The 25,953-nt window shown below is 67.7% G+C and carries 24 protein-coding genes; 12 read left to right on the top strand and 12 right to left on the bottom strand.

Annotation, left to right across the window (positions count from 1 at the left end; translation table 11 throughout):
- Both V7702_RS06330 and V7702_RS06325 read left to right on the top strand, forming a co-directional pair.
- On the top strand, positions 1 to 396 hold the full coding sequence (locus tag V7702_RS06330) for an NADH:ubiquinone oxidoreductase subunit NDUFA12 (RefSeq protein ID WP_335649290.1): 396 nt from the start codon (positions 1 to 3) through the stop codon (positions 394 to 396).
- A gap of 10 nt (positions 397 to 406) precedes the next feature.
- Entirely contained in the window at positions 407 to 1,012 is a 606-nt protein-coding gene (locus V7702_RS06325; RefSeq protein ID WP_335649289.1) for a DUF2155 domain-containing protein, read from the top strand.
- Here V7702_RS06325 and aat read toward each other — a convergent pair.
- The 4 genes from aat to V7702_RS06305 are packed head-to-tail and all read right to left on the bottom strand — an operon-like array spanning position 958 to position 3,899.
- Complete coding sequence (aat, locus tag V7702_RS06320; protein ID WP_335649288.1) at positions 958 to 1,605, bottom strand: leucyl/phenylalanyl-tRNA--protein transferase; 648 nt, start codon at positions 1,603 to 1,605, stop codon at positions 958 to 960. The two genes, V7702_RS06325 and aat, sit on opposite strands and share 55 nt — an antisense overlap.
- 4 nt (positions 1,606 to 1,609) lie before the next feature.
- Entirely contained in the window at positions 1,610 to 2,962 is a 1,353-nt protein-coding gene (gene accC, locus V7702_RS06315) for an acetyl-CoA carboxylase biotin carboxylase subunit (RefSeq protein WP_335649287.1), read from the bottom strand.
- A 4-nt stretch (positions 2,963 to 2,966) separates the two neighbouring features.
- Positions 2,967 to 3,434, bottom strand: a complete 468-nt coding sequence (gene accB / locus V7702_RS06310) for an acetyl-CoA carboxylase biotin carboxyl carrier protein (RefSeq protein ID WP_335649286.1) — start codon at positions 3,432 to 3,434, stop codon at positions 2,967 to 2,969.
- Positions 3,435 to 3,461: 27 nt separating this feature from the next.
- On the bottom strand, positions 3,462 to 3,899 hold the full coding sequence (locus tag V7702_RS06305; protein WP_305289252.1) for a type II 3-dehydroquinate dehydratase: 438 nt from the start codon (positions 3,897 to 3,899) through the stop codon (positions 3,462 to 3,464).
- 88 nt (positions 3,900 to 3,987) lie between these two features.
- Here V7702_RS06305 and thiS point away from each other — a divergent pair, with 88 nt between their 5' ends.
- A complete protein-coding gene (gene thiS, locus V7702_RS06300; protein WP_304714711.1) occupies positions 3,988 to 4,188 on the top strand; it encodes a sulfur carrier protein ThiS in 201 nt (66 codons plus the stop codon).
- Between the two features lies 1 nt (position 4,189).
- The gene (locus V7702_RS06295; protein WP_335649285.1) at positions 4,190 to 4,990 is read left to right on the top strand and encodes a thiazole synthase; all 801 of its coding nucleotides are present in this window, start codon (positions 4,190 to 4,192) and stop codon (positions 4,988 to 4,990) included.
- An 18-nt stretch (positions 4,991 to 5,008) separates the two neighbouring features.
- On the opposite strand, the gene V7702_RS06290 is transcribed toward V7702_RS06295, so the two are convergent.
- The 3 genes from V7702_RS06290 to V7702_RS06280 all read right to left on the bottom strand — a co-directional run bounded on the left by V7702_RS06290 (position 5,009) and on the right by V7702_RS06280 (position 10,059).
- On the bottom strand, positions 5,009 to 5,734 hold the full coding sequence (locus V7702_RS06290; protein ID WP_335649284.1) for a DsbA family protein: 726 nt from the start codon (positions 5,732 to 5,734) through the stop codon (positions 5,009 to 5,011).
- A gap of 72 nt (positions 5,735 to 5,806) precedes the next feature.
- Positions 5,807 to 7,249 carry a M48 family metalloprotease gene (locus V7702_RS06285; protein ID WP_442958401.1) on the bottom strand — a complete coding sequence of 481 codons (1,443 nt, stop codon included), beginning with the start codon at positions 7,247 to 7,249 and terminating at the stop codon, positions 5,807 to 5,809.
- 89 nt (positions 7,250 to 7,338) lie between these two features.
- Positions 7,339 to 10,059 (bottom strand): Rne/Rng family ribonuclease, encoded by a 2,721-nt coding sequence (locus V7702_RS06280; protein ID WP_335649283.1) that lies wholly within the window; start codon positions 10,057 to 10,059, stop codon positions 7,339 to 7,341.
- A gap of 428 nt (positions 10,060 to 10,487) precedes the next feature.
- Here V7702_RS06280 and V7702_RS06275 point away from each other — a divergent pair, with 428 nt between their 5' ends.
- The 3 genes from V7702_RS06275 to prfB all read left to right on the top strand — a co-directional run bounded on the left by V7702_RS06275 (position 10,488) and on the right by prfB (position 15,382).
- Positions 10,488 to 11,678, top strand: coding sequence for an N-acetylmuramoyl-L-alanine amidase family protein (locus V7702_RS06275; protein ID WP_335649282.1), 1,191 nt, complete (start codon positions 10,488 to 10,490; stop codon positions 11,676 to 11,678).
- A gap of 155 nt (positions 11,679 to 11,833) precedes the next feature.
- Entirely contained in the window at positions 11,834 to 14,182 is a 2,349-nt protein-coding gene (locus V7702_RS06270; RefSeq protein WP_335649281.1) for a penicillin-binding protein 1A, read from the top strand.
- 86 nt (positions 14,183 to 14,268) lie between these two features.
- Positions 14,269 to 15,382 (top strand): peptide chain release factor 2 gene (prfB, locus tag V7702_RS06265; RefSeq protein ID WP_335649280.1). Its coding sequence is split into 2 segments (ribosomal slippage): positions 14,269 to 14,337 and positions 14,339 to 15,382, totalling 1,113 coding nucleotides; the frame shifts between segments, so codons are not numbered across the junction.
- Positions 15,383 to 15,464: 82 nt separating this feature from the next.
- Here the strand turns inward: prfB and V7702_RS06260 are convergent.
- The 4 genes from V7702_RS06260 to tyrS form a co-directional block, all read right to left on the bottom strand.
- Entirely contained in the window at positions 15,465 to 16,034 is a 570-nt protein-coding gene (locus V7702_RS06260; protein ID WP_335649279.1) for a bactofilin family protein, read from the bottom strand.
- A complete protein-coding gene (locus V7702_RS06255) occupies positions 16,012 to 17,178 on the bottom strand; it encodes a M23 family metallopeptidase (RefSeq protein WP_335649278.1) in 1,167 nt (388 codons plus the stop codon). The genes V7702_RS06260 and V7702_RS06255 overlap by 23 nt, the downstream gene beginning before the upstream one ends.
- Positions 17,179 to 17,436: 258 nt before the next feature.
- Positions 17,437 to 17,907 carry a peroxiredoxin gene (locus V7702_RS06250; RefSeq protein ID WP_335649277.1) on the bottom strand — a complete coding sequence of 157 codons (471 nt, stop codon included), beginning with the start codon at positions 17,905 to 17,907 and terminating at the stop codon, positions 17,437 to 17,439.
- A gap of 27 nt (positions 17,908 to 17,934) precedes the next feature.
- On the bottom strand, positions 17,935 to 19,194 hold the full coding sequence (tyrS, locus tag V7702_RS06245; protein WP_442958402.1) for a tyrosine--tRNA ligase: 1,260 nt from the start codon (positions 19,192 to 19,194) through the stop codon (positions 17,935 to 17,937).
- A gap of 258 nt (positions 19,195 to 19,452) precedes the next feature.
- Between tyrS and V7702_RS06240 the strand changes: the two genes are divergently transcribed.
- Positions 19,453 to 20,583, top strand: coding sequence for an anhydro-N-acetylmuramic acid kinase (locus V7702_RS06240; protein ID WP_442958400.1), 1,131 nt, complete (start codon positions 19,453 to 19,455; stop codon positions 20,581 to 20,583).
- 2 nt (positions 20,584 to 20,585) lie between these two features.
- A complete protein-coding gene (locus V7702_RS06235) occupies positions 20,586 to 21,902 on the top strand; it encodes an amidohydrolase (RefSeq protein WP_335649274.1) in 1,317 nt (438 codons plus the stop codon).
- Between the two features lie 27 nt (positions 21,903 to 21,929).
- On the opposite strand, the gene V7702_RS06230 is transcribed toward V7702_RS06235, so the two are convergent.
- Positions 21,930 to 22,580, bottom strand: a complete 651-nt coding sequence (locus tag V7702_RS06230; RefSeq protein WP_300576728.1) for an alpha/beta hydrolase — start codon at positions 22,578 to 22,580, stop codon at positions 21,930 to 21,932.
- Between the two features lie 155 nt (positions 22,581 to 22,735).
- On the opposite strand from V7702_RS06230, the gene V7702_RS06225 reads away from it, so the two are divergent.
- From V7702_RS06225 to sufB, 3 genes are read left to right on the top strand one after another with little or no spacing between them, the layout of a single operon-like run.
- Positions 22,736 to 23,173: an Rrf2 family transcriptional regulator gene (locus tag V7702_RS06225; protein ID WP_335649273.1), complete on the top strand. Its 438-nt coding sequence runs from the start codon at positions 22,736 to 22,738 to the stop codon at positions 23,171 to 23,173.
- Positions 23,170 to 24,312 (top strand): cysteine desulfurase family protein, encoded by a 1,143-nt coding sequence (locus tag V7702_RS06220; RefSeq protein ID WP_335649272.1) that lies wholly within the window; start codon positions 23,170 to 23,172, stop codon positions 24,310 to 24,312. Before V7702_RS06225 ends, V7702_RS06220 begins: the two co-directional genes overlap by 4 nt.
- An 11-nt stretch (positions 24,313 to 24,323) precedes the next feature.
- A complete protein-coding gene (gene sufB, locus V7702_RS06215; protein ID WP_335649271.1) occupies positions 24,324 to 25,793 on the top strand; it encodes a Fe-S cluster assembly protein SufB in 1,470 nt (489 codons plus the stop codon).
- Positions 25,794 to 25,953: the final 160 nt, after the last annotated feature.

Genomic DNA, 25,953 nt, shown 5'->3' with positions numbered 1-25,953 from the left:
GTGTTCAAAGCGATCTTCACCTGGTGGAACGGCGCCTCGCTCGGCGCCCGCTTCCACATCGGCCGCCGCGGCGTCTTCGTGGGCCAGGACGACTACGGCAATCGCTACTACGAGGCCAAGGACACCTCGGACTCCTATGACGGCCGCAAGCGTCGCTGGGTGATCTTTTCAGGCTATGCCGAGGCCTCCAAGGTCCCGGCCGAGTGGCATGGCTGGCTGCACTACACCTTCGATGAGTCCCCGGTGACCGCGCCCCTGCTGCGCCAGCCCTGGGAAAAGGATCATCGTCCCAATCTGACGGGCACCATCCACGCCTACCGGCCTCAGGGCTCCCTGGCCCGGGGCGGCGAGCGTCAGAAGGCGACGGGGGACTACCTGCCCTGGACGCCGGAATAGGCGTCGGCCGATGCGCCGGCGCGCCCTGATCCTCAGCCTCGGCCTGGCCGGACTCGCGGCCGGCGCCGTGGTCGCCCAGACTGCGCCGGAATCGCCTGCCGCGCAGCCCCAGCCTTCGCCGCCGACGCCGCTGGTCACGCCCGCCCCGATCCTGGAGCTGCCCGATATCGCCCCGCCGCCGGAGCCGGCGCCGGAGATCGACGAAGCGCCGGAACAGACGCAGGCGGCTCGCGAGCCTGAACCTGAGCCGGAACCCAAGCCACCCATGAAGCGGGCGCGCTATGACGTCGCCATCATCCAGGCCCTGGACAAGATCAGCGCCGAGACCATCCGGTTCGAAGCCCCCGTGGGTCAGCCGATCCGCTATAAGAGCCTGGTCTTCACGGTGCGGGCCTGCGAATTGGCCGCGCCGGACGAGCAGGCGCCGGACGCCATCGCCTACATCACCATCGACTCCCAGCCCCGGCCGCGGGCGGGCTTGCCGACGCCGCCGCCCAGGCAGGCCTATCGCGGCTGGATGTACGCGGCCTCGCCGGCGCTGCATCCATTGGAGCATCCGGTCTATGACGCCTGGCTGATCACCTGCAGGGCCTCGGCGCCGGCCAGCGGCAGCTGATCGCCGAAGTCGGCGGGCTCACCCAGGGCCAGGGCGAGACGTCGGTGATAGTCGGCGCGTGGAACCTCCTCGGCGGCGAACTGGGTCAGGTGTTCGGTGATGAACTGGGCGTCCAGCAGCTGGTATCCGCCGGCGATCAGGCGGGCGACCAGATGCACCAGGGCGACCTTCGAAGCGTCCGTCGCGCGAGAGAACATGCTCTCGCCGAAAAAGGCGCCCCCCAGGGACACGCCGTACAGGCCGCCCACCAGGACGCCGTCGCGCCAGCACTCGACGCTGTGGGCGCAGCCCATGGCGTGCAGCTCGGAATAGAGGTCCTGGATGACCGGGTTGATCCAGGTTTCGGGCCGGTCGGGCGCGGCTTCTGCGCAGAGGGCCACGACGGTGTCGAACGCCGTATCGAACCGGATTTCGAACGGACCGGACCGCACTGTCCTCGCCAGCCGCCGGGGCACGTGGAAGCCCTTCAGCGGCAGGACACCGCGATGCTCGGGATCGACCAGGAAGATGCGATCGTCCTCCCGGGCGTCGGCCATGGGAAAGACGCCGCGGGTGTAGCAGGCCAGCAGTTGCAGCGGGCCGAAGGCTTCCATGGCCTCAGGCTTCGTCAGCCTGGGCCTTGATCCACTTTTCCAGCCAGTGGATGTTGTAGTCGCCGGCGATGATGTCGGGCTGCAGCATCAGGTCCTGGAAGAGCGGAATGGTGGTGTCCACCCCGCCGACCACCATCTCGCCCAGGCAGCGATTGACCCGGGCCAGGCACTCCTCGCGGTCGCGGCCGTGGACGATGAGCTTGCCGATCAGGCTGTCGTAATAGGGCGGAATGACGTAGCCGGCATAGACCGCCGAATCCAGGCGAACGCCCAGGCCGCCGGGGGCGTGGAAGTCGGTGACCTTGCCCGGGGATGGCGTGAAGGTCCGCGCATTCTCGGCGTTGATCCGGCACTCGATGGCGTGGCCCTCGAAGACCACCTGCTCCTGGGTGAAGGACAGCGGCAGGCCCGCGGCGATGCGGATCTGTTCGCGCACCAGGTCGATGCCGGTGATGGCCTCGGTGACCGGATGCTCCACCTGCAGGCGGGTGTTCATCTCGATGAAGAAGAACTCGCCGTTCTCGTAGAGGAACTCGATGGTGCCGACGCCGAGATAGCCGATGGCCTTGATCGCATCGACGACCACCTTGCCGATCTTGGCCCGGGCCGCAGCATCGATGGCCGGGGAGGGGGCCTCTTCCAGCACCTTCTGGTGGCGGCGCTGCAGGGAGCAGTCGCGCTCGCCGAGGTGACAGACATTGCCGAAGGCGTCGGCGATGACCTGGATTTCGATGTGGCGGGGCTTCTGGAGGTAGCGCTCCATGTAGACCGCGCCATCGCCGAACGCCGCCTGGGCCTCGGATCGTGCGGTGCTGACGGCTTCGGCCAGACTCTCGCGGTCCAGGGCTACCTTCATGCCGCGCCCGCCGCCGCCCGCGGCGGCCTTGATCAGGACGGGGAAGCCGATCTCGTCGGCGGCGGCCAGGGCTTCTTCCTCGGTGGTCAGCGCGCCGGCCGAGCCGGGGACCACGGGGATGCCGGCCTTCATCACGGCCTGCTTGGCGGTGATCTTGTCGCCCATCATCTGGATGTGCTCGGGCTTGGGTCCGATGAAGGTGAAGCCGTGAGCGCCGACGATGTCGGCGAACCGGGCGTTCTCCGACAGGAAGCCGTAGCCCGGATGGATGGCCTGGGCGCCGGTGATCTCGGCCGCGGCGATGATCGCCGGGATGTTGAGATAGCTCTTGGCGGCCGAGGCTGGGCCAATGCAGACGCTCTCGTCGGCCAGGCGCACCCACATGGCGCCGGAATCGGCCTCGGAGTGAACGGCCACGGTGGAGATGCCCATCTCCTTGCAGGCCCGGTGAACGCGAAGGGCGATCTCGCCCCGGTTGGCGATCAGGATTTTCTCGAACATCGATCTACTCGATGATGACGAGAGGCTCGCCGAACTCGACGGGCTGGGCGTCAGTCACCATGATCTCGACCACCTTGCCGGCGCGGGGTGCGGGGATCGGGTTCATGGTCTTCATGGCTTCGATGATCATCAGGGTCTGGCCGGCCGCGACCGTGTCGCCGACCTTGATGAAGCTTGCGGCGCCGGGCTGCGGCTGCAGATAGACGGTGCCGACCATGGGCGAGTTCACGGCGTCGCCGGCAGCGCGGGCCGCAGGCGCCGGCGCGGCGTCCGCTACGGGGGCAGCCGCCACGGCCGCCGGGGCCGGGGCAGCCACGGTGGCGGTCACGTTCAACTGACGGGCGACGCGGATCTTCAGGCCGTCGCGCTCGACTTCGATTTCCGACAGGCCGGTCTCCGTCAGGATGTCGGCCAGGGTGCGCACCAGACGTGCGTCGAGGGGATCGGCGGAAGCCTTGGGGCTGCTAGCCATGGAGGGGATCCTTGCTGCTGGTGGGCGTCAGGCGCTGAGCCGCGCCGCGGCCTCGACGGCCAGTTCATAGCTCGCCACGCCGAAGCCTGACACGACTCCCGTCGCGGCGAGGGACACATAGGTGTGTCGACGGAACGTCTCGCGCGCCGCCGGGTTCGACAGGTGGCATTCCACCACCGGAATCTCGAGGGTCTTCAGGGCGTCCAGAAGTGCGATCGAGGTGTGGCCATAGCCGGCGGGATTGATCACCAGGGCGCTGGCGGCGGTCCGCGCCTCCTGCACCCAGTCGATCAGCACGCCTTCATGGTTGGACTGGTGGAAGACCACCGTGCGGCCAAGAGCGTCGGCCCGCCGCTCGCAGGCTGTGCGAACGTCGTCCAGGGTCTCTTTCCCATAAATCTGAGGCTCACGGACGCCCAGGAGGTTGAGATTGGGCCCGCTCAACACATAGATCGGTTTGGACATTCGGCTCCGCCGGCGATTCCGGTGTCTTGTAACGTTCGCAGGCGGGGGTCACAAGCATCCCGGCGGCAGGCCGCTGTGAGAGTTGAGCATGAACCTGACGATCAACGGGGAAGCCCGCACCCTGCCGCCCCTGCCACACCTGGCGGCGCTGGTGAGCGAACTGGGCCTGGACCCGCGGAAAGTGGCGGTGGAGCGCAACCTGGAGATCGTGCCGCGCTCGGCCTATGACCGCACCCCGGTGGCTGACGGCGACCGGATCGAGATCGTGCATTTCATTGGAGGCGGCTGACATGGACGACGCAAGCCAAAGGCCCGCAGGCGTTGAAGACACCTGGACCGTCGCTGGCCGCACCTTCACCTCGCGCCTGATCGTCGGTACGGGCAAGTACAAGGACTACGCCACCAATGCGGCGGCCGCCGAGGCCGCAGGCGCGGAGATCGTCACCGTGGCGATCCGCCGGGTGAACCTGTCCGATCCTAGCCAGCCCATGCTGGTCGATCATGTGAAACCCGATCGCTTCACCTTCCTGCCCAACCCCGCCGGCTGTTTCACCGGCGAGGACGCCGTGCGCACCCTGCGCCTGGCCCGGGAGGCCGGCGGCTGGAACCTGGTCAAGCTGGAGGTCCTGTCCAACACCAAGCACCTGTTGCCGGACATGGAGGAGACCCTGCGGGCGCTGAAGCTGCTGATCGCCGACGGCTTCGAGGTCATGGTCTATTGCAGCGACGATCCGGTTTATGCGCAGAAGCTTGAGGAGGCGGGCGCGGCCGCCATTATGCCCCTGGGCGCGCCCATCGGGTCAGGGCGCGGCATCCAGAACCTGCTGAACCTCGGACTGATTATCGAACAGGCCACGGTGCCGGTGCTGGTGGACGCCGGAGTCGGCACGGCGTCGGACGCCGCCGTGGCCATGGAGCTGGGTTGCGACGCGGTGCTGATGAACACCGCCATCGCCGAGGCCCGCGACCCGATCCTGATGGCCAGCGCCATGCGCCATGCGGTGATCGCCGGGCGCGAGGCGTTTCTGGCCGGCCGCATGCCCAAGCGCATGTATGCCGATCCGTCCTCGCCGCTGGCGGGCCTGATCTAGCGCGACAGGCCCAGGCGATCAGGAGCCGAGCTTGGCGGCCTTGGCGTTGACGATGGCGGCCTTGACCGACTCCATGTCGGCGCCCGAGATCAGGCGGTCGCCGATGACGAAGGCCGGCGTGCCGTTGATGCCCAGGGTCTGGGCCAGTTCGTGCGTGTCGGCGATCTGCTTCTGGATGGCCGGCGCCTGGGCCGCCTCGCGGGCGGCGGCGGGATCGATGCCGACCGCCGTCAGGTGGCGGTCCAGGGCCGCATCGTCCAGGCTCTTTTCCGCCATCAGCCGCTCGTGCAGCTCAAGCGTCTTGGCCTTGGCCTGGTCGGTCAGCATGATGGCGGCGGTCTCGTCGGACTGTTCGCCGAAGATCGGGAATTCCTTGAAGACCACCCGGACGTCGGGATTGTTGTCGATGATCTCCTGGATCTCCGGCGCGGCGATCTTGCAGTAGCCGCAGCGGTAGTCGAAGAACTCGGTCAGGGTGATCGCGCCGTTCGGATTGGCCACGAAGTCGCGGGGGTCCTGCTCAAGGGCGGCGCGATTGGCCTCGATGGCTGAGACGGCGGCCTGGGCGGCCTCCTGCTCACGCTTTTCCCCCAGTTTCTGGACGGCTTCCTCGATCACCTCCGGATGTTCGAGGAGATAGGCGCGCACGCGCTCTCCAAAGGCGTCGTCGGAGGCCCGGTCGCAGGCCGACAGGGCAAGGGCGGAGGCGCACAGCGCCGCAAGAACAGGCAAGGGCTTTCTCATCAGACGTCCAGATAGGGAGGTTTGGCGCGCAATGCGACCCCGGAGCAGGCCGCAAGGGCCGGACCGGGGGCCTTAGCGGACCGAGCCGGTGGTGATCGCGCCTTCCTGCGCCAGTTCGCGCAGGTCCTCGCGGGAGGGGTTGGAGGTGAGCACGATGTCGGTGGCGCGGCGCCATTCGGGCGTGTCGCGGGTCAGCATGTCGCGGGCGCGCATGGCGAACACCCGGGCCTGCTGGCGGTCGCCCACATGGAAATTGTACTCCGCCGTGGCGAGTCTGGCCGAACCATCGTCGCCGCGGCGATCATAGCCCTGGGCCAGCAGGCGCCAGGCGACCGCATTGTCGTCTTCCTGGGCGAGCGCCCGGCGCAGTTCGGCGATGCCTTCGTCCAGCTTGGCCTCGTCATTCATGGCGATGAGGGTCTGGCCCAGATTGACCCGCAGGAGAGGTGCGTCAGGCATCAGCTCCACCGACTTGCGCTGGGGGGCCTCGGCCTCGGTGGTGCGGCCGAATTCGAACAGGATCTGGCCCTTGAGCTCCCAGAGATAGGCGTTGTCCGGCTGCTCGGCGAGCAGGGCCTCGATCAGGTCGAGAGCCCGGTCGGGCTCCTTCATCTGGTAATAGGCGATCGCCCGGGCATAGCGCGCCGGATAGGCGTCGTCCTTCTCGCTATAATCGACGATGGCCCGCTGAGGATTGATGAAGCCCTGAAGCTTGGCCTTCATGATCTCGTGCTCGAGCATGGCCTCCTCGCTGTCAGCCTTCTCCCAATCGGGCAGGGTCTCAGCCTTGCGGCGAAGGGTGTCGATCCGTTCGGACGACAGGGGGTGGCTGCGGAAATAGGCGTAGCGGCGGGCTTCCTGGAAGACTTCCTGGTAGCGGAATTTGTCGAAGAACTGGACCAGCCCCCTGCCTGAGATACCGGAGCGATCAAGCAGGTTGAGGCCGGCCTGATCGGCGCGGCTCTCCTGTTCGCGGCTATAGCCCAGGGCGGCCAGGGTGCCGAACTGACTCGCGCTGCCCATCAGGGCGATGGCGGCGTCGCCGGCGCCGGCGAAGGCGGCCAGGACCCCGAGGCCCATGGTGAGGAGGAAGGGCTGCATGCCGGCCCGCTGCATCTCGCCGGAGCGAGCGCTGTGGCCGGCGGCCAGGTGGCCGACCTCGTGGGCGATGACGCCCTGCAGCTGGTTAGGGTTCTCAGATTCGAGGATCAGGCCCGTATAGATCCCCATGGTGCCTGGCGCGGCGAAGGCCTGCAGGTCCTTGCCCCCGATCAACAGGATTTCGATGCTGTCGGGATTGAGGCCGGCGGCCTTCAGGATCGGCTCGGAGTCCGCACGGAGGATCGCTTCGATCTCGGTGTCCCGAATGAGGGAGATCTGGTCCCGGGATTGGGCCTGGGCGGCCATCGGCGCAACGGCCAGGGCCGCTGACAGGGCGAGCCTGGCCGCTGTCTTCTTCAGCAGATCCCGCCCAGCGCGAAAGGGCTGGCGCGGGTGAGCCGACGTGCCGCTCAAGGGTGAGCCGCTTAGGGAAGGCAGGGGGGAGGCCATGCACACACTCTCGATCGCTTCCCCCCGACGCCCTTGAAGCAGAGCCTACCGCGTCAACCGCGCCGCCACCAGCCTCGACGGGGCTTGGCGGGCGGGGAGGTGATCTCCGCCGGATCGGGTTCGGCTGGCGCCGACGCCGGTTCCGGAACGCGCTCGGGCTCGGCGGCCGCCGCAGCCTGGGCCATCACCGGCTCAGGTTCGGGCTGGGCGACGACCTCGGGCTCGACCGCCGGCTGGGCCGGAGGCGCATCGGTGACCAGGGCCTCGTCGCTGGGCGACTCAGGCGCGGCCTCGACCTTCGGTTCAGCCTTGCGACGGGTGCGGGTGCGCTTGGGCTTTACGACTTCAGGCTCAGCCTCGGCTGCTGGGGCTTCGGCCGCCGGTTCTGCTTCTGCGGCCGGCGCAGCTTCCACCGTCTCGGTTTCGGTCGCGACCGCCTCGACGGCTTCCGCCGCCGGCTTGGCCTTGGACCGCGAGCGGCGACGCTTCGGCTTTTCTTCCGGCTCAGGCAGCTCCACCCACATGTCATCCTCGCCATGGGCGGCGGGCGCGGACTTGGAGGTCGCAGGGGGCGGGGTCTCGACCTCGGCTTGCGGCGCGGCCTGGCTCACCTGGGCCGGGCGTTCCTCGCGGGCGTCGCCGGGCTCGGGCACGGCCATCCGCTGGTCTTCCGAAAGGTCGAACCAGACAAACGGGTCTTCGCCATAGGGCACCCAGGGACGGACCCAGGCGAAGGCTTCGCCCGGACGGTCCTCGCGCAGGCGTCGACCGCCTCGACGGCCACGACGCCGGCGACGGCCGCCATTCTCGTCTTCGAGACGCGGATCGGAAGCGTCGGCGGCCTCCGGCGAGGCGGGCGCGCGATCTTCCTCGTCACGACGACCGCCGCGACGACGGCGGCGGCGGCCACGACCGCGGGTGCGGCCATCGGCGTCATCCTCGGCGGCGAACTCTTCGCGGGGGCGTTCGGCGCGGACATCATCCTCGTCGTCGTCGTCTTCGACGACCCGGGAGCTGCGGACCTCGTCTTCAGCCTCGTCTTCGTCCTCGTCGTCCTCATCCTCATCGACATCGTCGAACTCGGCGTCGTCATAGACCGGATCGATCCGGGGCCCGGTGCGGGCGACGACGGCGTGATCAGGACGCGTTTCGCTGGCCGTCCGCTCGATCTCGTAATCGGCGTGCGGCATGGCGTCATCGACCACCACGGTGACGAACAGGCCGAAGGTCTCGTGGATGCGGGCCAGATGCGCGCGCTTTTCGTTGAGGATGTAGAGGGCCACAGCCCGCGGCGCCTTCAGCGTCGCCTCGCCGCCGCCCTTCAGAGCCTCGATCTCCAGGGCGCGGAGGGTGGCCAGCGAACTGGACTCCACCGAGCGGACCCGGCCGGTGCCGTCGCAATGCTCGCAGACATGGGTGGTGCCTTCCAGCACGCCGGTCCGGCGGCGCTGGCGGCTGATTTCCATCAGACCGAAAGAGCTGATCTTGCCCATCTGGATGCGGGCGCGGTCGTCCTTCAGGGCGTCCTTGAGTTTCTTCTCGACGGCGCGATTGTTCTTCGACTCATCCATGTCGATGAAGTCGATGACGATCAGGCCGGCCAGATCGCGCAGCCGCAGCTGCCTGGCCGTCTCCTCGGCGGCCTCGAGATTGGTCTTGAGCGCCGTGGCTTCGATGTTGCGCTCGCGAGTCGAACGCCCGGAGTTGACGTCGACGGCCACCAGGGCCTCGGTCTGGTTGATCACCAGATAGCCGCCGGACCTCAGGGGAACGACCGGGCTGTAGATCTGAGACAGGTGGTCTTCGACCTTATAGCGCACGAACAGTGGCTCAGGGTCACGATAGGCCTGCACCTTCTTGGCCTGGGATGGCATCAGCATGCGCATGAAGTCGCGCGCTTCCTTGAAGCCGGCCTCGCCCTCGACGAACACCCCTTCGATGTCCTTGTCATAGAGGTCGCGGATAGCCCGCTTCACCAGATCCTCTTCCTCGTAGATCAGCGCGGGCGCGATCGAGTGGAGGGTGTTCTCGCGGATATTCTCCCACAGGCGCAGCAGGTACTCGTAGTCGCGCTTGATCTCGGCCTTGGTCCGCTTGGCGCCGGCGGTGCGCACGATCAGACCCATGCCTTGCGGCACGTCCAGGCCCTGGACCACGCCCTTCAGGCGCTTGCGGTCGGTGGCCGTGGTGATCTTGCGGCTGATGCCGCCGCCGCGGGCGGTGTTGGGCATGAGCACGCCGTAGCGGCCCGCCAGGGAGAGATAGGTGGTGAGCGCCGCGCCCTTGTTGCCGCGTTCTTCCTTGACCACCTGGACCAGCATGATCTGCCGGCGGCGGATCACTTCCTGGATCTTGTACTTGCGCATGAGGCGGCGCCGACGACGGGCCACCTCCTCTTCCATGACATCGTCTTCATCGACGACGGCCTCGGAATCCTCATCGTCCGGATCGGACGCCGCGGCCCGGCCGGGCTCGAAGGCGTCTTCTTCCTCGGCCTCTTCGCGCAGCAGGGCTTCGCGGTCGGCCACGGGAATCTGATAGTAGTCCGGATGGATTTCGTTGAAGGCGAGGAAGCCGTGGCGGTTGCCGCCGTACTCGATGAAAGCCGCCTGGAGGCTGGGCTCAACCCGGGTCACCTTGGCGAGGTAGATATTCCCTCTGAGTTGCTTCCGGTTCTTGCTCTCGAAATCGAAATCTTCAACACGCGTTCCGTCGATGAGCACCACGCGCGTCTCTTCGGCGTGGGCTGCATCGATAAGCATCTTCTTCGACATTTAGTGAATCTCCACGGCGCGCCACGAACGTCGAGTTCGGGCGCTGCCGGCTAATTATGAGGGCGCGCGCAGGGTCTCTGTTCACAGCAACGGAGGCGGCCGCGAGGCCGGCCGGTCGCCGGAATGGGGCTGGGGCGACGCTGCCCATGGGTGTGTCCTAGTCACGCCTGCAAGGCGAGGATCGGTGAAGCGTCGTCTCCGAACCTCGTGGCCGGGCCGACGCAAGTGTTTCGCGCGGGTGGGGGGCAGAGTGAGTCACGCCCCTCCGTGCGCGGCGCGACTTTGCAACAGTGGATGGAAAAAGGAAAGCCGTCGTCGCAGCGCCCGCCCTGACGCTCAACCGGTTGGGGTCCCTTAACCCTTTTTCCACGGCGATCTGATCTACTGCACGTTGAACTCAAAAAACGTGTTGGTGGGTGTGTAGGCGTATGCTCGCAAGGCTGGGCAAGGTTTTCCGAAAGGCGCGACTGCTGAGCGCCGGTGTCGTTGCGGCGACCATCGGCGGCCTGGCGGCGGTCGCTGTGTCGCACGCCGCCGCGCCCGAGGCCGGCGTTCTGGGCGTGCGCCTGGGTGGCGATGCGGCCGAAACGCGCCTGGTCATCGACCTGGACCGCGGCGCCACGGGCAAGGTGTCCCAGGACGGCTCCGGCGGGCGTGTGGTCATGTCATTGCCGGGCGTCGACGCCAAGGCGAGCCTTCAGGGGTCTGGCCGCGGCTTGATCCGCGCCTGGATGATCGACCAGTCTCAGGGCGCAGCCCGTCTTCAGATCGACCTGGCCGGTCAGGGGGTGATCAAGCGTCGCTTCCTGCTGCCGCCGGCCGACGGCGTCGGCCATTATCGCTATGTGATCGATGTGGCCGCCGTCGGCGCGCCCACGGCGAGCTTCACCGCACGCCCCGCCAGTCGTCCGGCCGCGCCGGCGCCCAAACCCCTGGCGCTCAAGAAGGTGATCGTCATCGACGCCGGTCACGGCGGCAAGGATCCGGGCGCCCGTGGCGCGCGCTCCTATGAGAAGGACGTCAACCTCGCCGCCGCCCTGGCCCTCCAGTCGCGTCTCGAGCGCAGCGGCAAGTACAAGGTGGTGATGACCCGCAAAAGCGACGTCTATGTGCCGCTGGAAAGCCGCGTGCAGATCGCCCGCCGGGCCGGGGCTGATCTCTTCATCTCGCTGCACGCCGACGCCGGCGCCGACGCCAAGACCCGCGGGACCTCGGTCTACACCCTCTCCGAGCAGGCCTCCGGCCGCGCCGCCCAATTCGTGTCCAAGGACGACTGGTTCATGAACACGAGCCACAACGGCGGCGACAATGGGGTGCGCGACATCCTGTTCGACCTGACCCAGCGGGCCACCAAGAACCGCTCGGCCAACTTCGCCGAACTGGTGCTGGCCCGGGCCGACAACCACATGCCCCTGTTGCGGCGGAGCCATCGGGACGCAGGCTTTGTCGTGCTGCTGGCGCCCGACGTGCCGGCCATCCTGCTGGAAATGGGCTTTGTCACCAACGCCGAGGACGAGGCCGCCCTGCTCGACGCGAGCCGCCTGAACAAGTTCATGGGCGGCGTCGGCGACGCCATCGACGACTATTTCGTTCAGCAGACCCAGCTCGCCGCCCGCTGAGCCGCCTTCGGACCGTCTCGGCCATAGAGCGGCTGCGGCGTCCCGGGGCGTTGGCGCCCGGCGCGATGCACGCTAGATGACGACTTACGGGGTGAGGGCGCCCGCGGAGGTCAGCACAGTTGCATCCCCCTGAGAGATGGGTCGCGATCGTCGGCGTGGCGGTCCTGAGCATTGTCGCCGTGGCGGGGTTCGCCGTGGCGATCTATGCCGCCTGGCTTTTCCACGACATGCCCGACGCCGGCGATCTGGTGGACTATCGTCCCCCCACCTCGACACGGGCCTATGCCTGGGATGGCACGCTGATCGGCGAATTCTCCCGCGAACGGCGCATCTACGTGCCCTACGACCAGATGCCGGCCCACATGGTCCAGGCCTTCATGGCGGCCGAGGATCGCAACTTTTTCGAACACGGCGGCGTCGACGCCATGGGGCTGGCCCGGGCCATGATGAAGAACGTGCTCAACGCCGCCCAGGGGCGGCGGCTGGAGGGCGGCTCGACCATCACCCAGCAGGTGGCCAAGAACGTCCTGCTGACCAGCGACGCCACCATCGGCCGCAAGTTCAAGGAAGCCGTGCTCGCCCAGCGTCTGGAAAAGACCCTGGGCAAGGAGCAGATTCTCGAGCTCTATCTGAATGAAATCTGGCTCGGCTACCGCTCCTATGGGGTGGGGGCGGCGGCCTATAACTATTTCGGCAAGTCGATCACCGACCTGACCCTGGCCGAGGCCGCCTATCTCGCCGCCCTGCCCAAGGGGCCGCAGAACTATCATCCCCAGCGGCGCAAGGAGGCGGCGATCATCCGGCGCAACTGGGTGATCGGGGAAATGGCCGATCTCGGCTGGGTGACCCGCGAGGAGGCCGATGCGGCCATGGCCGAGGACCTGGTCGTCCAGGACGCCCCGACCCGCGCCAAGTACCGGGACGCCGACTATTTCGTCGAGGAAGTCCGTCGCCGGGGGCTGAACACCCTGGGCGCCCGCCTGAACGAAGGCGGCTATTATATGCGCACCACCCTCGATCCGCGGCTGCAGACCGCCGCCCGGGTGGCGCTGATGAACGGCCTGGAGCAGTACGACCGCCGCCATGGCTGGCGCGGCGCCTGGGGCCAGGTCGAGATCGCGCCGGGCTGGCAGGCGGTGGCGCTCAAGCAGGCTGCGCCGGCCGAGCGTCGCCAGTGGCGGGCGGCCGTCGTCACCCGCGCGAGCGGCGGCGATGTCCGCATCGAGGTCGCCGAGAGCGGCGCCGAAGGTCCCCTGGCCGGCGAAGACGTCACCTGGGCGCGGGCCGGCAAGGGCCTGGCCGTGGGCGACCTGATCTTCGTCGAGCCCCCGGCCCAGGCCGGCGGCGCCTATCGGTTGCGTCAAGTGCCTCAGGTCAACGGGGCGCTGGTGGCCATCGAACCCTATTCAGGTCGCGTCCTGGCCATGGTGGGGGGCTATTCCTTCTCGCTGTCGAGCTTCAACCGCGCCACCCAGGCGATGCGGCAGCCGGGCTCGGCCTTCAAGCCCATCGTCTATGCCGCTGCGCTTGAAAACGACTACACCCCGGCCAGCCGGGTGATGGACTCCATGATCACTCTTCAGGGCGCCACCGAGGGCGAGACCTGGACGCCCGAAAACTACAACCGCCGCTACTATGGGTCGCTGACCTTGCGCCGGGGGCTGGAGCTGTCGCGCAACGCCATGACCGTTCGGCTGGCCCAGGGCGTCGGCATGCGCAAGATCAGCGATCTGGCCGTGAAGATGGGCGTGGTCGATGAGATGGCGCCGGTGCTGGCCATGTCCCTGGGGTCGGGCGAAACGACGCCCTACCGGCTGACGGCGGCCTATGCCGCCTTCGTCAACGGCGGGCGCAAGATCGATCCGCACCTGATCGAACTGGTGCAGGACCGTGAGGGCAAGGTGATCTATCGGGCTGATCGCCGGGACTGCCCCCGCTGCGATGTCGGCTTCAACGGCGACGAGAGCCCCCGGGTGCCGCTGAGCGGCGAGCAGGTGATGGACCCCATCACCGCCTATCAGATCAATTCGATGCTGCAGGGCGTGGTTCAGCGGGGCACGGCGACATCGGTTTCGGTGCTCGGCCGTCCGGTGGGCGGCAAGACCGGCACGACGAATGAGTACCGCAGCGCCTGGTTCGTCGGCTTCACGCCGCAGATCGTCGCCGGGGTGTTCATCGGCTTCGACGACAACCGGCCTCTGGGCTTTGGGGAGACCGGCACGACAGCGGCGGCGCCGGTCTTCACCGCCTTCATGCAGGAGGCGATCAAGGGCGTCCCGGTGACCGAGTTCAAGGCGCCGGAGAACGCCAAGTACGCCACCGTGCGCGGCATCCGCGAGGCCTTCCGTCCGGGCACAGAGCCGCGGGCCCCGACGCCCACCGTGACGCCGGGCGTCGGTGGCCCCATGCCGTACAACAAGGTGTGGCCCGACGGTCGCGTCTCTGGCGCCGGCAATGCCGGGGAAGCCGCCAAGCCCGCCGACGACATGAGCGGATTGTATTAGCCCGACGGCCGCGTTATCCCGCGACCCCTTGAATCGCCTGCCGCCGCGAGGGGGCAGGGGACCACACCGATTGCCAGGAGCGATCCATGAGAGCGGATGTCGAGGCCATGGCGGCCGACATCGAGCAGTCCATCGGACTGCTCAGGAGGCGTCTTTGACTGGGAACCTTCCCTTCGACACCTCGACGAACTGAACGCCCGGGTCGAGGATCCGACTCTTTGGGATGATGCGGCCCAGGCCCAGGCTCTGATGCGCGAACGCCAGCGTCTGGCTGGCCAGATCGATGCGGTGCGTGGCCTCGAACGGGGTCTTGAGGACGCTGTCGCCCTGGCCGAGATGGCCGACGAAGAAGGCGACGAAGATAGCCTGGAGGAAGCCCGCGCCGAAATGCGGGCCATCAAGGACCGCGCCGCGCGCGCCGAGCTGGAAGCCCTGCTTTCCGGCGAGGCCGACGGCAACGACGCCTATGTGGAAATCAATTCCGGCGCCGGGGGCACCGAGTCCAACGACTGGGCCGGCATGCTGCTGCGCATGTACAGCCGATGGGCCCAGCAGCACGGCATGAGCGTCGAGCTGATCGAAGAAACCTCAGGCGAGCAGGCGGGCATCAAGTCAGCCACCCTGCAGGTCAAGGGCGCCAACGCCTATGGCTGGCTCAAGACCGAGGCCGGGGTCCACCGCCTGGTGCGCATCTCGCCCTTCGACGCCAACGCCAAGCGGCATACGAGCTTCGCCTCGGTCTGGGTCTTCCCGGTGGTGGACGACACCATCGAGATCGAGATCAACCCGGCCGATGTGCGAACCGACACCTACCGGGCCTCGGGCGCCGGCGGCCAGCACATCAACAAGACCGACTCCGCCGTGCGCCTGACCCACGTGCCAACCGGCGTGGTGGTCGCCTGCCAGGCGGGCCGTTCACAGCACGCCAACCGGGAAGAAGCCTGGAAGATGCTGCGGGCCAGGCTCTATGAGCGGGAGCTGCAGCGGCGCGAGGCCGAGCAGCAGGCCCTGGAAGATCAGAAGACCGACATCGGCTGGGGCCATCAGATCCGCTCCTACGTCCTGCAGCCCTACCAGATGGTCAAGGATCTGCGGACCGACGTGGAGACCTCCGACACCGACGGGGTTCTGAACGGGGATCTGGACGCCTTCATGGGCGCCTCATTGGCCCAGCGGGTCGGCGTCACCCGCGAGCCCTGAGTCGAAACGAGGCGCAGGTGATCCTGCGCCTCGTCTTGAAGCGGCCGATCGGCGCCTGACGCCGCCAGCAAGGATTGAAGCCTTAGAAGACCGGCTTGGGCTGCGGCGCGCTGCTGGACGGCGCGGCCGGGACGTCAAGGCTGGACTTGGCCGGCGTCGGGTCCGTCGGCTTGGCGGGGGATGCGGGCGCCGAGGAGGAAGACGGCGAGGCTGCGGCCGGCTGGGGCGCGGGCGGCCTTTGGAACTTCAGGCTGCGGCCCTGGAAGAAGGCCCCGGTTTCCATGGCCAATTGTTCGTGGGTGATGTCGCCATCCACATAGGAGGTGCCATAGAGGCGCACCTGCTTGGCGGTGATGGAGCCGATCACCCGCCCGCGGGCCTCGACCACGTCGGCGTAGATCGCACCTTCGACATGACCGGTGTCGCCGATGGTCAGCTTGGCGATGCGAACATCGCCGCGCACGACGCCGTCGATGTGAAGCTCGCCTTCGCCGCTGATCGAGCCCTCAAGGGTGATGTTCTCGGCCACCAGGGAGGCGACCTTGGGGGCGGTCTTGCGGGGCGGGCCGGCGTCAGGGGCCGACAGCGCCGGCGGATCGAACTTGGCCGGCGACTTGGCCGGGTCCGACTTAGTCTGCTGCTTGCTGAACATACTCGCCCGCCTTCACGAAACGGCTGGGGTTCTGCGCCCGGCCGTTGACCCAGACTTCATAATGGAGATGCACGCCGGTGGAGCGGCCGGTGGAGCCCATGCCGCCGACCCGCTGACCCACCGCCACGCGCTGGCCGGGCTTGACCGCAATGGCCTGCATGTGGGCGTAGCGGGTCTTGAAGCCCTGGCCGTGGTCGATCTCGACCGTATTGCCATAGCCCGAGCGGACGCCGGCGAACGACACCACGCCTGGCCCGGTGGCCAGGATCGGCATCATGAAGCCACCGCCGAAATCCAGGCCGGAATGGAAGGCCGGACGCTTGGTGAAGGGGTCGAAGCGGACGCCAAACCCGCTGGACTGCCGGCCCGCCGAAGTCGGCTTGGCCAGGGGCAGCTTCTCGGCGGCGGCGCCCAGGGTGCGGGCTTCCGAAAGGTTGGTGGCGGCGTGCTGAATGCGGGCGGCGAAGTCCTCGTCCACGTCCAGAACAGCGGCCAGGGCGCTGGGGTCCTTGGCCTCGATCAACGGGCCGCCCAGTTCGCCGGACTTGGGCGCATAGCCGTTGGGGCTGAGGCCGGCCAGGCGGAAAGCCATGCGCAGGCGCTCGGCGCGCCCCTTGGCGAAGGAGTCGGCGGAGTCCAGCAGACGCTCCTGGCCGGCGCGGACCAGTTCGATCCGGCGCACCGGATCGGTGACGCTGAGGTCGGCAGACGCCTTATGAATTTCCGGAGCCAGGGCGTCGGCGGCGCCCGGCGTCGTCTTGTAGTCGCTGAGCAGCATGGCCAGCGCCGCGTGGCGCTTCTCCACCGACAGGGCCAGATCGTCGATCGAGCCATTGGTGGCGTTCAACTGGGCCACGGCGCTGTTCAGCCGGGCCTGCCGATCAGCGATCCAGCGTTCGTACTTGGCCTGGGTGCGGGCGATTTCCTGGTCGCTCGCCGACATCTGCATGCCGTTGACCATCATGGCCGCGGTGCAGATCCCCATCCAGAGCGCTGCGGCGCCGACGCCGGCGGCGGCCATAAGCTGCTTGGAGGTGGTGAGGACGTAGGCGCGCATCTCGCCGCCGGAACGGACATAGAGATGGCGTTCGGGGAACAGCTCTTCGAGCGAACGGCGGAGGCGCGTTATGCGTGTCATGCTCATCGCTACAGTGACCAGGAGCAGTGAGCACGATATGCAATGAGACGCATGCGGCGCGCAAGACCCTTCCCGCCACAAGAGAGCGTAGGGCCGCAAATCGCCGACATTGCGAACGTCTCGTTAAACGAGACTGAATCGGCGCGCCACACGGATCAGAGGCGCCTCGCCGCGCGATTCTACATTCCGGCGTCACGCGACAATTCTACAACACCGGCCGATGGCGAAAGGTTCCATCGGCCGGTGTTGTTGCTGTGGGCCCGCTCAGGCCTTGAGCGCCTGCGCCGCCTTGAGCACTGCGGCGGCATGACCAGGAACCTTCACCTTACGCCATATACCGGCGATCTTTCCGGCGTTGTCGATGAGGAAGGTCGAGCGATCGATTCCCATGTATTTGCGGCCATACATGCTTTTTTCGACCCACGCCCCGTAGGCCTCGACCACCGCCCCGCTGGGATCCGACCCCAGGGCGACCTTCAGATCGTGCTTGGCCGCGAACTTCCCGTGGGAGCCGACAGAGTCCTTGGAGACGCCCAGAATCGCGGCGCCGGCCGCCTGGAATGCGTCCAACATTTCTGAAAAATCGATCGCCTCCTTGGTGCAGCCCGAGGTGTCGTCCTTGGGATAAAAGTAGAGCACCAGGGTCTGGCCAGCGAAATCGGCCAGGCGGATCGGACCTTCAGGCCCCTCCAGTTCGAAGGCTGGGGCCTCAGCGCCCACCTCAAGTTCAGCCATGTTGGTTCCTCGCAAAAGGGAGCCGGCTCAGACGGGCCGGACCAGGACGATCTTCTTCTTGCCCGCCGCCAGTTTGATGACGCCATCGACCAGGTCGGCGGCGCTCAGGGTGCGGTTGGCGTCGGTCTCAGCCGTGTCGTTGACCCGCAGGCCGCCGCCCTGCGCCAGACGCCGGGCCTCGCCGCGGGAGGCGGCAAGCCCCGCATCGGCGGCCAGGGCGGCCAGCACGACGCCGGCCTCGAGATCGCCGCGCGGGATCTCAAAGCTCGGCAGGTCGGTGGACAGCTGGCCCTGTTCGAAGGCGGCGACCGCAGCCGCCTCGGCCGCCTGGGCGGCCTCTTCGCCGTGCAGCAAGGTGGTCGCCGCATTGGCGAGCACCTTCTTGGCTTCGTTGATCTGCGCGCCTTCGAGGCTTTCCAACCGGGCGATCTCGTCCAGGGGCAGGTCGGTGAACAACCGCATGAAACGCCCGACATCGGCGTCCTCGGTATTCCGCCAGAACTGCCAGTAGTCGTAGGGGCTGCGCATGTCGGCGTTCAGCCAGACGGCCCCGCCAACCGTCTTGCCCATCTTCTGGCCGGACGCCGTGGAGAGCAGGGGGGTGGTCAGGCCGAAGGCGGGCTTTGCGTCGACGCGGCGGATCAGCTCCACCCCATTGACGATATTGCCCCACTGGTCTGACCCGCCCATCTGCAGGACGCAGCCGTGGCGGCGCTCAAGTTCCAGGAAGTCCACCGACTGCATGAGCATGTAGTTGAACTCGAGGAAGGTCATCGGCTGTTCGCGTTCCAGCCGGGTCTTGACGCTATCGAAGGCCAACATCCGGTTGATCGTGAAGTGCACGCCGAACTCGCGCAGGAATTCGACATAGCCGTACTTCGACAGCCAGGCGTCGTTGTCGACCATCATGGCGTCGGTCGGCCCGTCGCCAAAGGTCAGAAACTTGGCGAACACGGTCTTGATGGACGCAATATTGGCCTGGATCTGCGCCTCTGTGAGCAGGGGGCGCGACTGATCCTTGTCCGTAGGGTCGCCGATCTTGGTCGTGCCGCCGCCCATCAGAACGATGGGCCTGTGGCCGCTCTGCTGGAGCCGGCGCAGGATCATGATCTGAATCAGCGAGCCCACGTGCAGGGACGGCGCGGTGGCGTCAAAACCAATATAGGCCGTGACGACGCCCTTGGAGGCAGCCTCATCCAGCTCCGCCGGATGGGTGATCTGGTGGATGTAACCGCGCGTCTGCATCAGACGCAGGAATTCGGATTTGAACGCAGGTTCGCTGGTCATGGCGCCGGGCTTCGAGTGGGAAGGCCCGGGCTCTAGCACGCTGGGATCGGATAGTTCGAGAGTCATCTGAGCAGTCTCCGGTGGCGCAGGGCCGGAAACGCTGAATTCGAGGAGTTCGAAGGGCGCGCCGACCAGGGGTGGTGGGCGCAAGGGGATCGAGCCGCGCCGCTTAGGGGGCGCGGTAATAGAGGCCGGTGTGGGCGCGGGCGTCGATCATGGCGGCTAGCTAGCGGCTTCAAGCCATGGCAGTCAATGGGCATGCGTGTACTGGGATTCATGACCGGAACCTCCCTGGACGCCGTCGACATGGCGGTGCTGGAGACCGACGGCGAGACGATCGAGGCCTTTGGCCCGGCCGGTGAGCGCAAGCTTTCCGACGCCGTGCGCAAGGTGGTGCTGGCCGCGACCGAGGCGGCCCGGGACTGGCCGCGGGGGGCGCCGGAGCCGGAGGTGTTTGCCCAGGCCGCGGCGGCTGTCGCCAAGGAGCATTTTGAGGCCGCCCAAGCCTTCCTCGCCGAGAACGACCTGAGCTGGGCCGACATCGACCTGATCGGCATGCATGGCCAGACCGTGCTGCATGAGCGCCCCAAGGATGGCCAGATCGGGCGGACCGTGCAGCTGGGCGATGCCGTCTGGCTGGCCGAGGCTACCGGCGTTCCTGTCGCCTTCGATTTCCGCAGCGCCGATGTGGCCGCCGGGGGGGAGGGGGCGCCGCTGGCGCCGGTCTATCACCTGGCGCGGGCCAGGGCCTCTGAGATGAGCCCGCCCATCGCGGTGCTGAACATCGGCGGCGTGGCCAATGTCACCCTCTGGTCGGGGGTGGGCGAACTGACCGCCTTCGACACCGGCCCCGGCAACGGCATGATCGACCTGCTGGTCCAGGCCCGCGGGGCTGGGCGTTATGACGACAAGGGCAACTATGCCAGCGTCGGCATGGTGGACGAGGGGCTGCTGCGGGCGCTGATGGCCCATCCCTATTTCGACGCTCCGCCGCCCAAGTCCATGGACCGCTACGACTTCTCCCTCGACCCGCTGGAAGACCTCAAGCTGGAGGATGCGGCCGCCACCCTGGTCGCCTTCACCGCCGAGGCGGTCCGAATGGGGTTCGAGAAGCTGGAGACCGCCCCGACCATGGTGGTGGTCTGTGGCGGCGGACGGCACAATCCCGAGATCATGAAGGCCCTGCGCGAGCGGCTGAAGGCGCAGGTGGTCACGGCCGAAGATGTCGAATGGCGCGGCGATTCCATCGAGGCCGAGGCCTTCGCCTATCTGGCTGCCCGCACAGCGCGCGACCTGCCGATTTCATTTCCAAGCACCACGGGGGCGCCCTCGCCGATGAAGGGCGGACGCATCGTCACGCCGACCGGCAAGGGCCAGGAGGAGGGCTGACCATGACTCGGAACATTATCAGGGGCGCGCTGATGGGCGTGGCCTTCGGGACCCTGACCTGGGCCGCGCCGGCCCTGGCTCAGGAGAGCCCGCACAAGAGCGCGGTGTTCGCCGCCGCCGAGGCCCTGCAGCCCAAGGTCGTGGCCTGGCGCCGTGATGTCCACGAGCACCCGGAACTGGGCAACCGCGAGGTGCGCACCTCAGCCCTGGTGGCCGATCACCTCCGCGCCCTGGGCTACGAGGTGCGCACCGGCGTGGCCCACACCGGCGTGGTGGCGACCCTGAAGGGCGGCAAGCCCGGTGGCGTCGTCGCCCTGCGTGCCGACATGGACGCCCTGCCGGTGGAGGAGAAGACCGGCCTGCCCTTCGCCTCGAAGGTGGTGGGGGAATATAATGGCCAGCCGACCCCGGTCATGCACGCCTGCGGCCACGACGCCCATGTGGCGATCCTGATGGGGGCGGCCGAGGTCCTGGCCGGCATGCGCGAGGAGATCGCCGGCACGGTGGTTCTGATCTTCCAGCCTGCCGAGGAAGGGGCGCCCCCCGGAGAAGAGGGCGGCGCGGCCATGATGATCGCGCAGGGCGCCCTGGAAAACCCGAAGCCCGGCGCCATCTTCGGCCTGCATGTCAGCCCCGGCGACGTGGGGGCCATCGTCTATCGCAGCGGACCGATGATGGCGGCCGCCGATTCCTACGAGATCCGCATCAAGGGCAAGCAGACCCACGGCGCGCGGCCCTGGGACGGGGTCGATCTGGCCTCCCTGAGCGCCGAGATCGTCCAGGCCTTCAACCAGATCGCCTCGCGGCAGCTCGACGTGGCCCGCTCGCCCACCGTCATCACCGTGGCGGTGATCCAGAGCGGCGTGCGCCACAACATCATCCCTGAAGACATGATGATGGCCGGCACCCTTCGAACCTTCGATCCCGACATGCGCCAGGCGACCATCGAGAAGATGCAGGCTGCGGTGGACAGCATCGTGACGCGTTACGGCGCAAAGGGTGAGCTGACCATGGGCGGCTCAACGCCTGTGGTGAGCAACGACCCGGACCTCGCCCGCGCCATGGCCCCGACCCTGGCGACCGCTGCGGTCGGCCAGCCGGAGACGGAAACCGCCCTGATCACCGGGGCCGAGGACTTTGCGGAATTCCAGGCGGTGGTCCCGGGCCTCTTCTACCGGCTGGGCGTGGGATATCCGCCGGGCACCAACCATTCGCCCTTCTTCACCATCGACGAGGCGGCGCTGGAGGTGGGCGTGCGGGCGCAGGTGCTGACGGCGCTGGACTATCTCGACCGGGTGGCGAGCAACCCGGCCGACTGAGGCGATCGCCCCAGGCGCTCGGAGGCCTCAGGCCTCCGAGGCCGCCATGCGCTTGTCGAGATAGGCCCCGACGCGGGTTTCGACCTCGACAAGCTGCTCGGTCCAGAAGTGGTTGGCCTGGTCGACGAGGTCGTAGTCGATCACGATACCCTTCTGGGTCCGCAGCTTGGAGACGACGCGCTCCACCTCCACCGGTGGGGTCACGGTGTCGGCCGAGCCCTGCAGGATCAGGCCCGAGGCCGGGCAGGGGGCCAGGAAGCTGAAGTCGTACATGTTGGTGGGCGGCGAGACCGAGATGAAGCCGTCGGTCTCCGGCCGGCGCATCAGGAGCTGCATGCCGACCCAGGCGCCGAAATCGTAGCCGGCGACCCAGCATTGCGAGGCCGCGGGGTTGGTCGACTGCAGCCAGTCCAGCGCCGTGGCCGCGTCGGCCAGCTCGCCGATGCCGGAATCGAATTCGCCCTGGCTGCGGCCGACGCCGCGGAAGTTGAAGCGCAGGACCGAGAAGCCCCGCTTCATGAACAGGTGATAGAGTTGGACGGCCACCGGATTGTTCATCTGGCCGCCGGCCTTGGGATGGGGGTGGAGGATCAGCGCCACCGGCGCATTTTCCGTCTTGCCCTGGGCGTAGCGCCCTTCAATCCGTCCAGCCGCGCCGGTCAGAACAACCTCTGGCATGCCATCCTCTCGTGCCGCCGAATACTTGACTAAGCAGCTGGGTCTTCCTAGATCGCACCCATGCGTTCAATCGGAAAAACCGCCGCTGCGAAGCCGGGGCTTGTAACACAGGCTCAATCCGATGCGCGGGAAAACTGCAGGGCGGGCCAGACCCAATGCGCTTGAGCACCAAGGGACGTTACGCGGTGATGGCCATGGCCGATCTGGCGCGGCGGGAGGGCGACAAGGCCGTCGCCCTGGCCGAAATCGCCCAGCGGCAGGAAATCTCGCTCTCCTATCTGGAACAGCTTTTCGCCCGCCTGCGCCGCGAGGGCCTGGTGGTCAGCGCCCGCGGTCCCGGCGGCGGCTACCGACTGGCCCGCACCGCCAGCGAGACCAATATCGCCCAGATCGTACTGGCCGTGGACGAGCCCCTGCGGGCCACCCGCTGCGGGCAGGACGCCCGCCAGGGCTGCATGCTCAGTGGCGAGAAGTGCCTGACCCACGACCTGTGGGAAGAGATGGGCCGCCAGATCCATACCTATCTCGAATCGGTCTCCCTGGCCGATGTGGTCCAGGGGCGGCTGGCCGACCGGGGGACGGTGGCCGCATGAGCGCCGTCTATCTCGACCATAACGCCACCGCGCCGATCCGGCCCGAAGCCCTGGCGGCCGCCAGCGAAGCGATGATCGCCGGCGGCAACCCCTCCTCGGTCCATGCGGCGGGGCGGGCGTCCCGGGCGCGGATGGAGCAGGCTCGGACCCAGGTGGCCGAGCTGATCGCTGCGCCGGCCTCCACCGTCATCTTCACCTCAGGTGGCACCGAGGCCAACGCCCTGGCGATCGAGAGCGCCGTGGCCACCGGTTCACGGCGGCTTATCCTCAGCGCCATCGAACATGACGCCGTTCTCGAGACCGCCCGAGCGTCGGGCGCCGCGGTCGAGCTCATGCCTGTAGAGGGCTCGGGCCAGGCTGATCTCGGCTGGCTGGCCGCCCGCCTGGAGGCGTGGGACGCCGCCGACGGCCGGCCTTTCGTCGCCCTGATGCTGGCCAACAACGAAACCGGCGTCATCCAGCCGGTGGCTGAGGCTGCGGTCCTGGTGCGCCAGGCCGAAGGCTGGCTGCATGTGGACGCCGTTCAGGCCGCCGGGCGCATTCCCGTCGACAGCCGGGCCCTGGGCGCTGACACCCTGGCGATCTCCAGCCACAAGATCGGCGGCCCGCCGGGCGCCGGTGCGCTGACCTTCGGACCCCGCGCCACCCTCGTGCGCCGCCTGCACGGCGGCGGGCAGGAGCGGGGCCGTCGGGCCGGAACTGAGAATGTGCCGGCCATCGCCGGCTTTGGCGCCGCCGCCGCTCAGACGCTGGGCGAACTGACCGCGGCCGCCGACCAGGTCGCCTGGCGCGACGCCGCCGAGCAGGCTCTGGTCAAGGCCGGCGCGGTGATCATGGGCCAGGGCGCGCCGCGCCTGCCCAACACCCTGTGCTTCGCCGGTCCCGGTTTTCCGGCCGAGCTTCAGGTCATGACGCTGGACCTGGCCGGCGTGATGGTCAGCGCCGGATCGGCCTGCTCTTCGGGCAAGGTCAAGGCCAGCCGGGTGCTGGAAGCCATGGGCCAGACCGAGCTGGCCGGCGCGGCGATCCGCGTCAGCGGCGGGTGGTCCACCAAGCCCGAAGACTGGAAACTGATGGTCGAAGCCTGGATCACGGCCTACGACCGCCACGCCGCGCGCCGTCGCGCGCCTGCGGCCTGAAGGAAACTGCGATGCCTGCTGTCAAACAGACCGTCGAACATGTGGAAGCCCTGGAGCGATACCAGCATGGCTTCATCACCTCGATCGACCAGGAGTTCGCGCCCAAGGGCCTGAGCGCCGACATCGTGCGCTTCATCTCCGCCAAGAAGGAAGAGCCCGAATGGATGCTCGCTTGGCGGCTGGAGGCCTATGAGCGCTGGTTGGCCATGGAAGAGCCCGACTGGGCCAAGGTCAGCTTCCCGAGGATCGACTACCAGGACTCCTATTACTACGCCGCGCCGAAGGCGAAGGAGGGACCCAAAAGCCTGGACGAGGTCGATCCCGAGCTGCTGGCCACCTATGCAAAGCTGGGCATTCCCCTGCGCGAGCAGGAGGTCCTGGCCGGCGTCCAGGGCGCCCCGCGCTATGCGGTCGACGCCGTGTTCGACAGCGTCTCGGTGGTGACCACCTTCAAGAAGGAGCTGGCCGAGGTCGGGGTGATCTTCTGTTCGTTCAGCGAGGCGGTGCGCGAGCATCCCGAGCTGGTGAAGAAGTATCTGGGCTCGGTGGTGCCAGCCTCGGACAACTACTTCGCCTGCCTCAACAGCGCAGTCTTCTCCGACGGCAGCTTTGTCTATGTGCCGCCCGGCGTCCGCTGCCCCATGGAGCTGTCGACCTATTTCCGCATCAATGCCGCCGAGAGCGGCCAGTTCGAGCGGACCCTGATCATCGCCGACAAGGGCGCCTACGTCTCCTATCTGGAGGGCTGCACGGCGCCGATGCGCGACGAGAACCAGCTGCACGCCGCGGTCGTCGAGCTGGTGGCGCTGGAGGATGCGGAGATCAAATATTCCACCGTCCAGAACTGGTATCCGGGCGATCCGGAAACCGGCAAGGGCGGCATCTACAACTTCGTCACCAAGCGGGCCGACTGCCGTGGCGACCGCTCCAAGGTCGCCTGGACCCAGGTGGAGACCGGCTCGGCCATCACCTGGAAGTACCCGTCCTGCGTCCTGCGCGGCAATGACAGCGTCGGTGAGTTCTATTCCATCGCCATCACCAATGGCCGCCAGCAGGCCGACACCGGGACCAAGATGATCCATCTGGGGGAGGGGACCCGCTCGCGGATCATCTCCAAGGGGATTTCGGCGGGCCGCTCGTCCAACACCTATCGCGGCCTGGTCTCGGCCCACCCCAAGGCCAAGGGCGCGCGCAACTTCACCCAGTGCGACAGCCTGCTGATCGGCAAGGAGAGCGCGGCCCACACCGTGCCCTATATCGAGGCGCGCAACGGCCAGTCGGTTTTCGAGCACGAGGCCACCACCACCCGTCTGTCCGACGACCAGCTCTTCTATGTGATGCAGCGGGGCCTCTCCCAGGAGGAGGCGGTCCAGCTGCTGGTCAACGGTTTCGTCAAGGACGTGCTGCAAACCCTGCCGATGGAATTTGCGGTGGAGGCCCAGAAGCTGGTCGCCATCTCTCTGGAAGGGTCCGTCGGATGACCCAGGAACCAAGCCGGACCAAATTGATGACCCTCAAAGCCGCCTTCGAAGCCGAACTCACGCGCCGCGAAAACGAGCGCCGCGCCCGCGAGGAAGCCGAGATGCAGCGCCAGGCCGAAGATCTCGGCCGCGCCGAGGCGCTGGAGGCGGCTCTGGGCCA

Origin of the sequence: Phenylobacterium sp., assembly GCF_036963605.1 — a bacterium.
In the GTDB taxonomy this organism is placed as follows: domain Bacteria; phylum Pseudomonadota; class Alphaproteobacteria; order Caulobacterales; family Caulobacteraceae; genus Phenylobacterium.
This window is presented reverse-complemented; position numbering and strand designations above follow the sequence as displayed.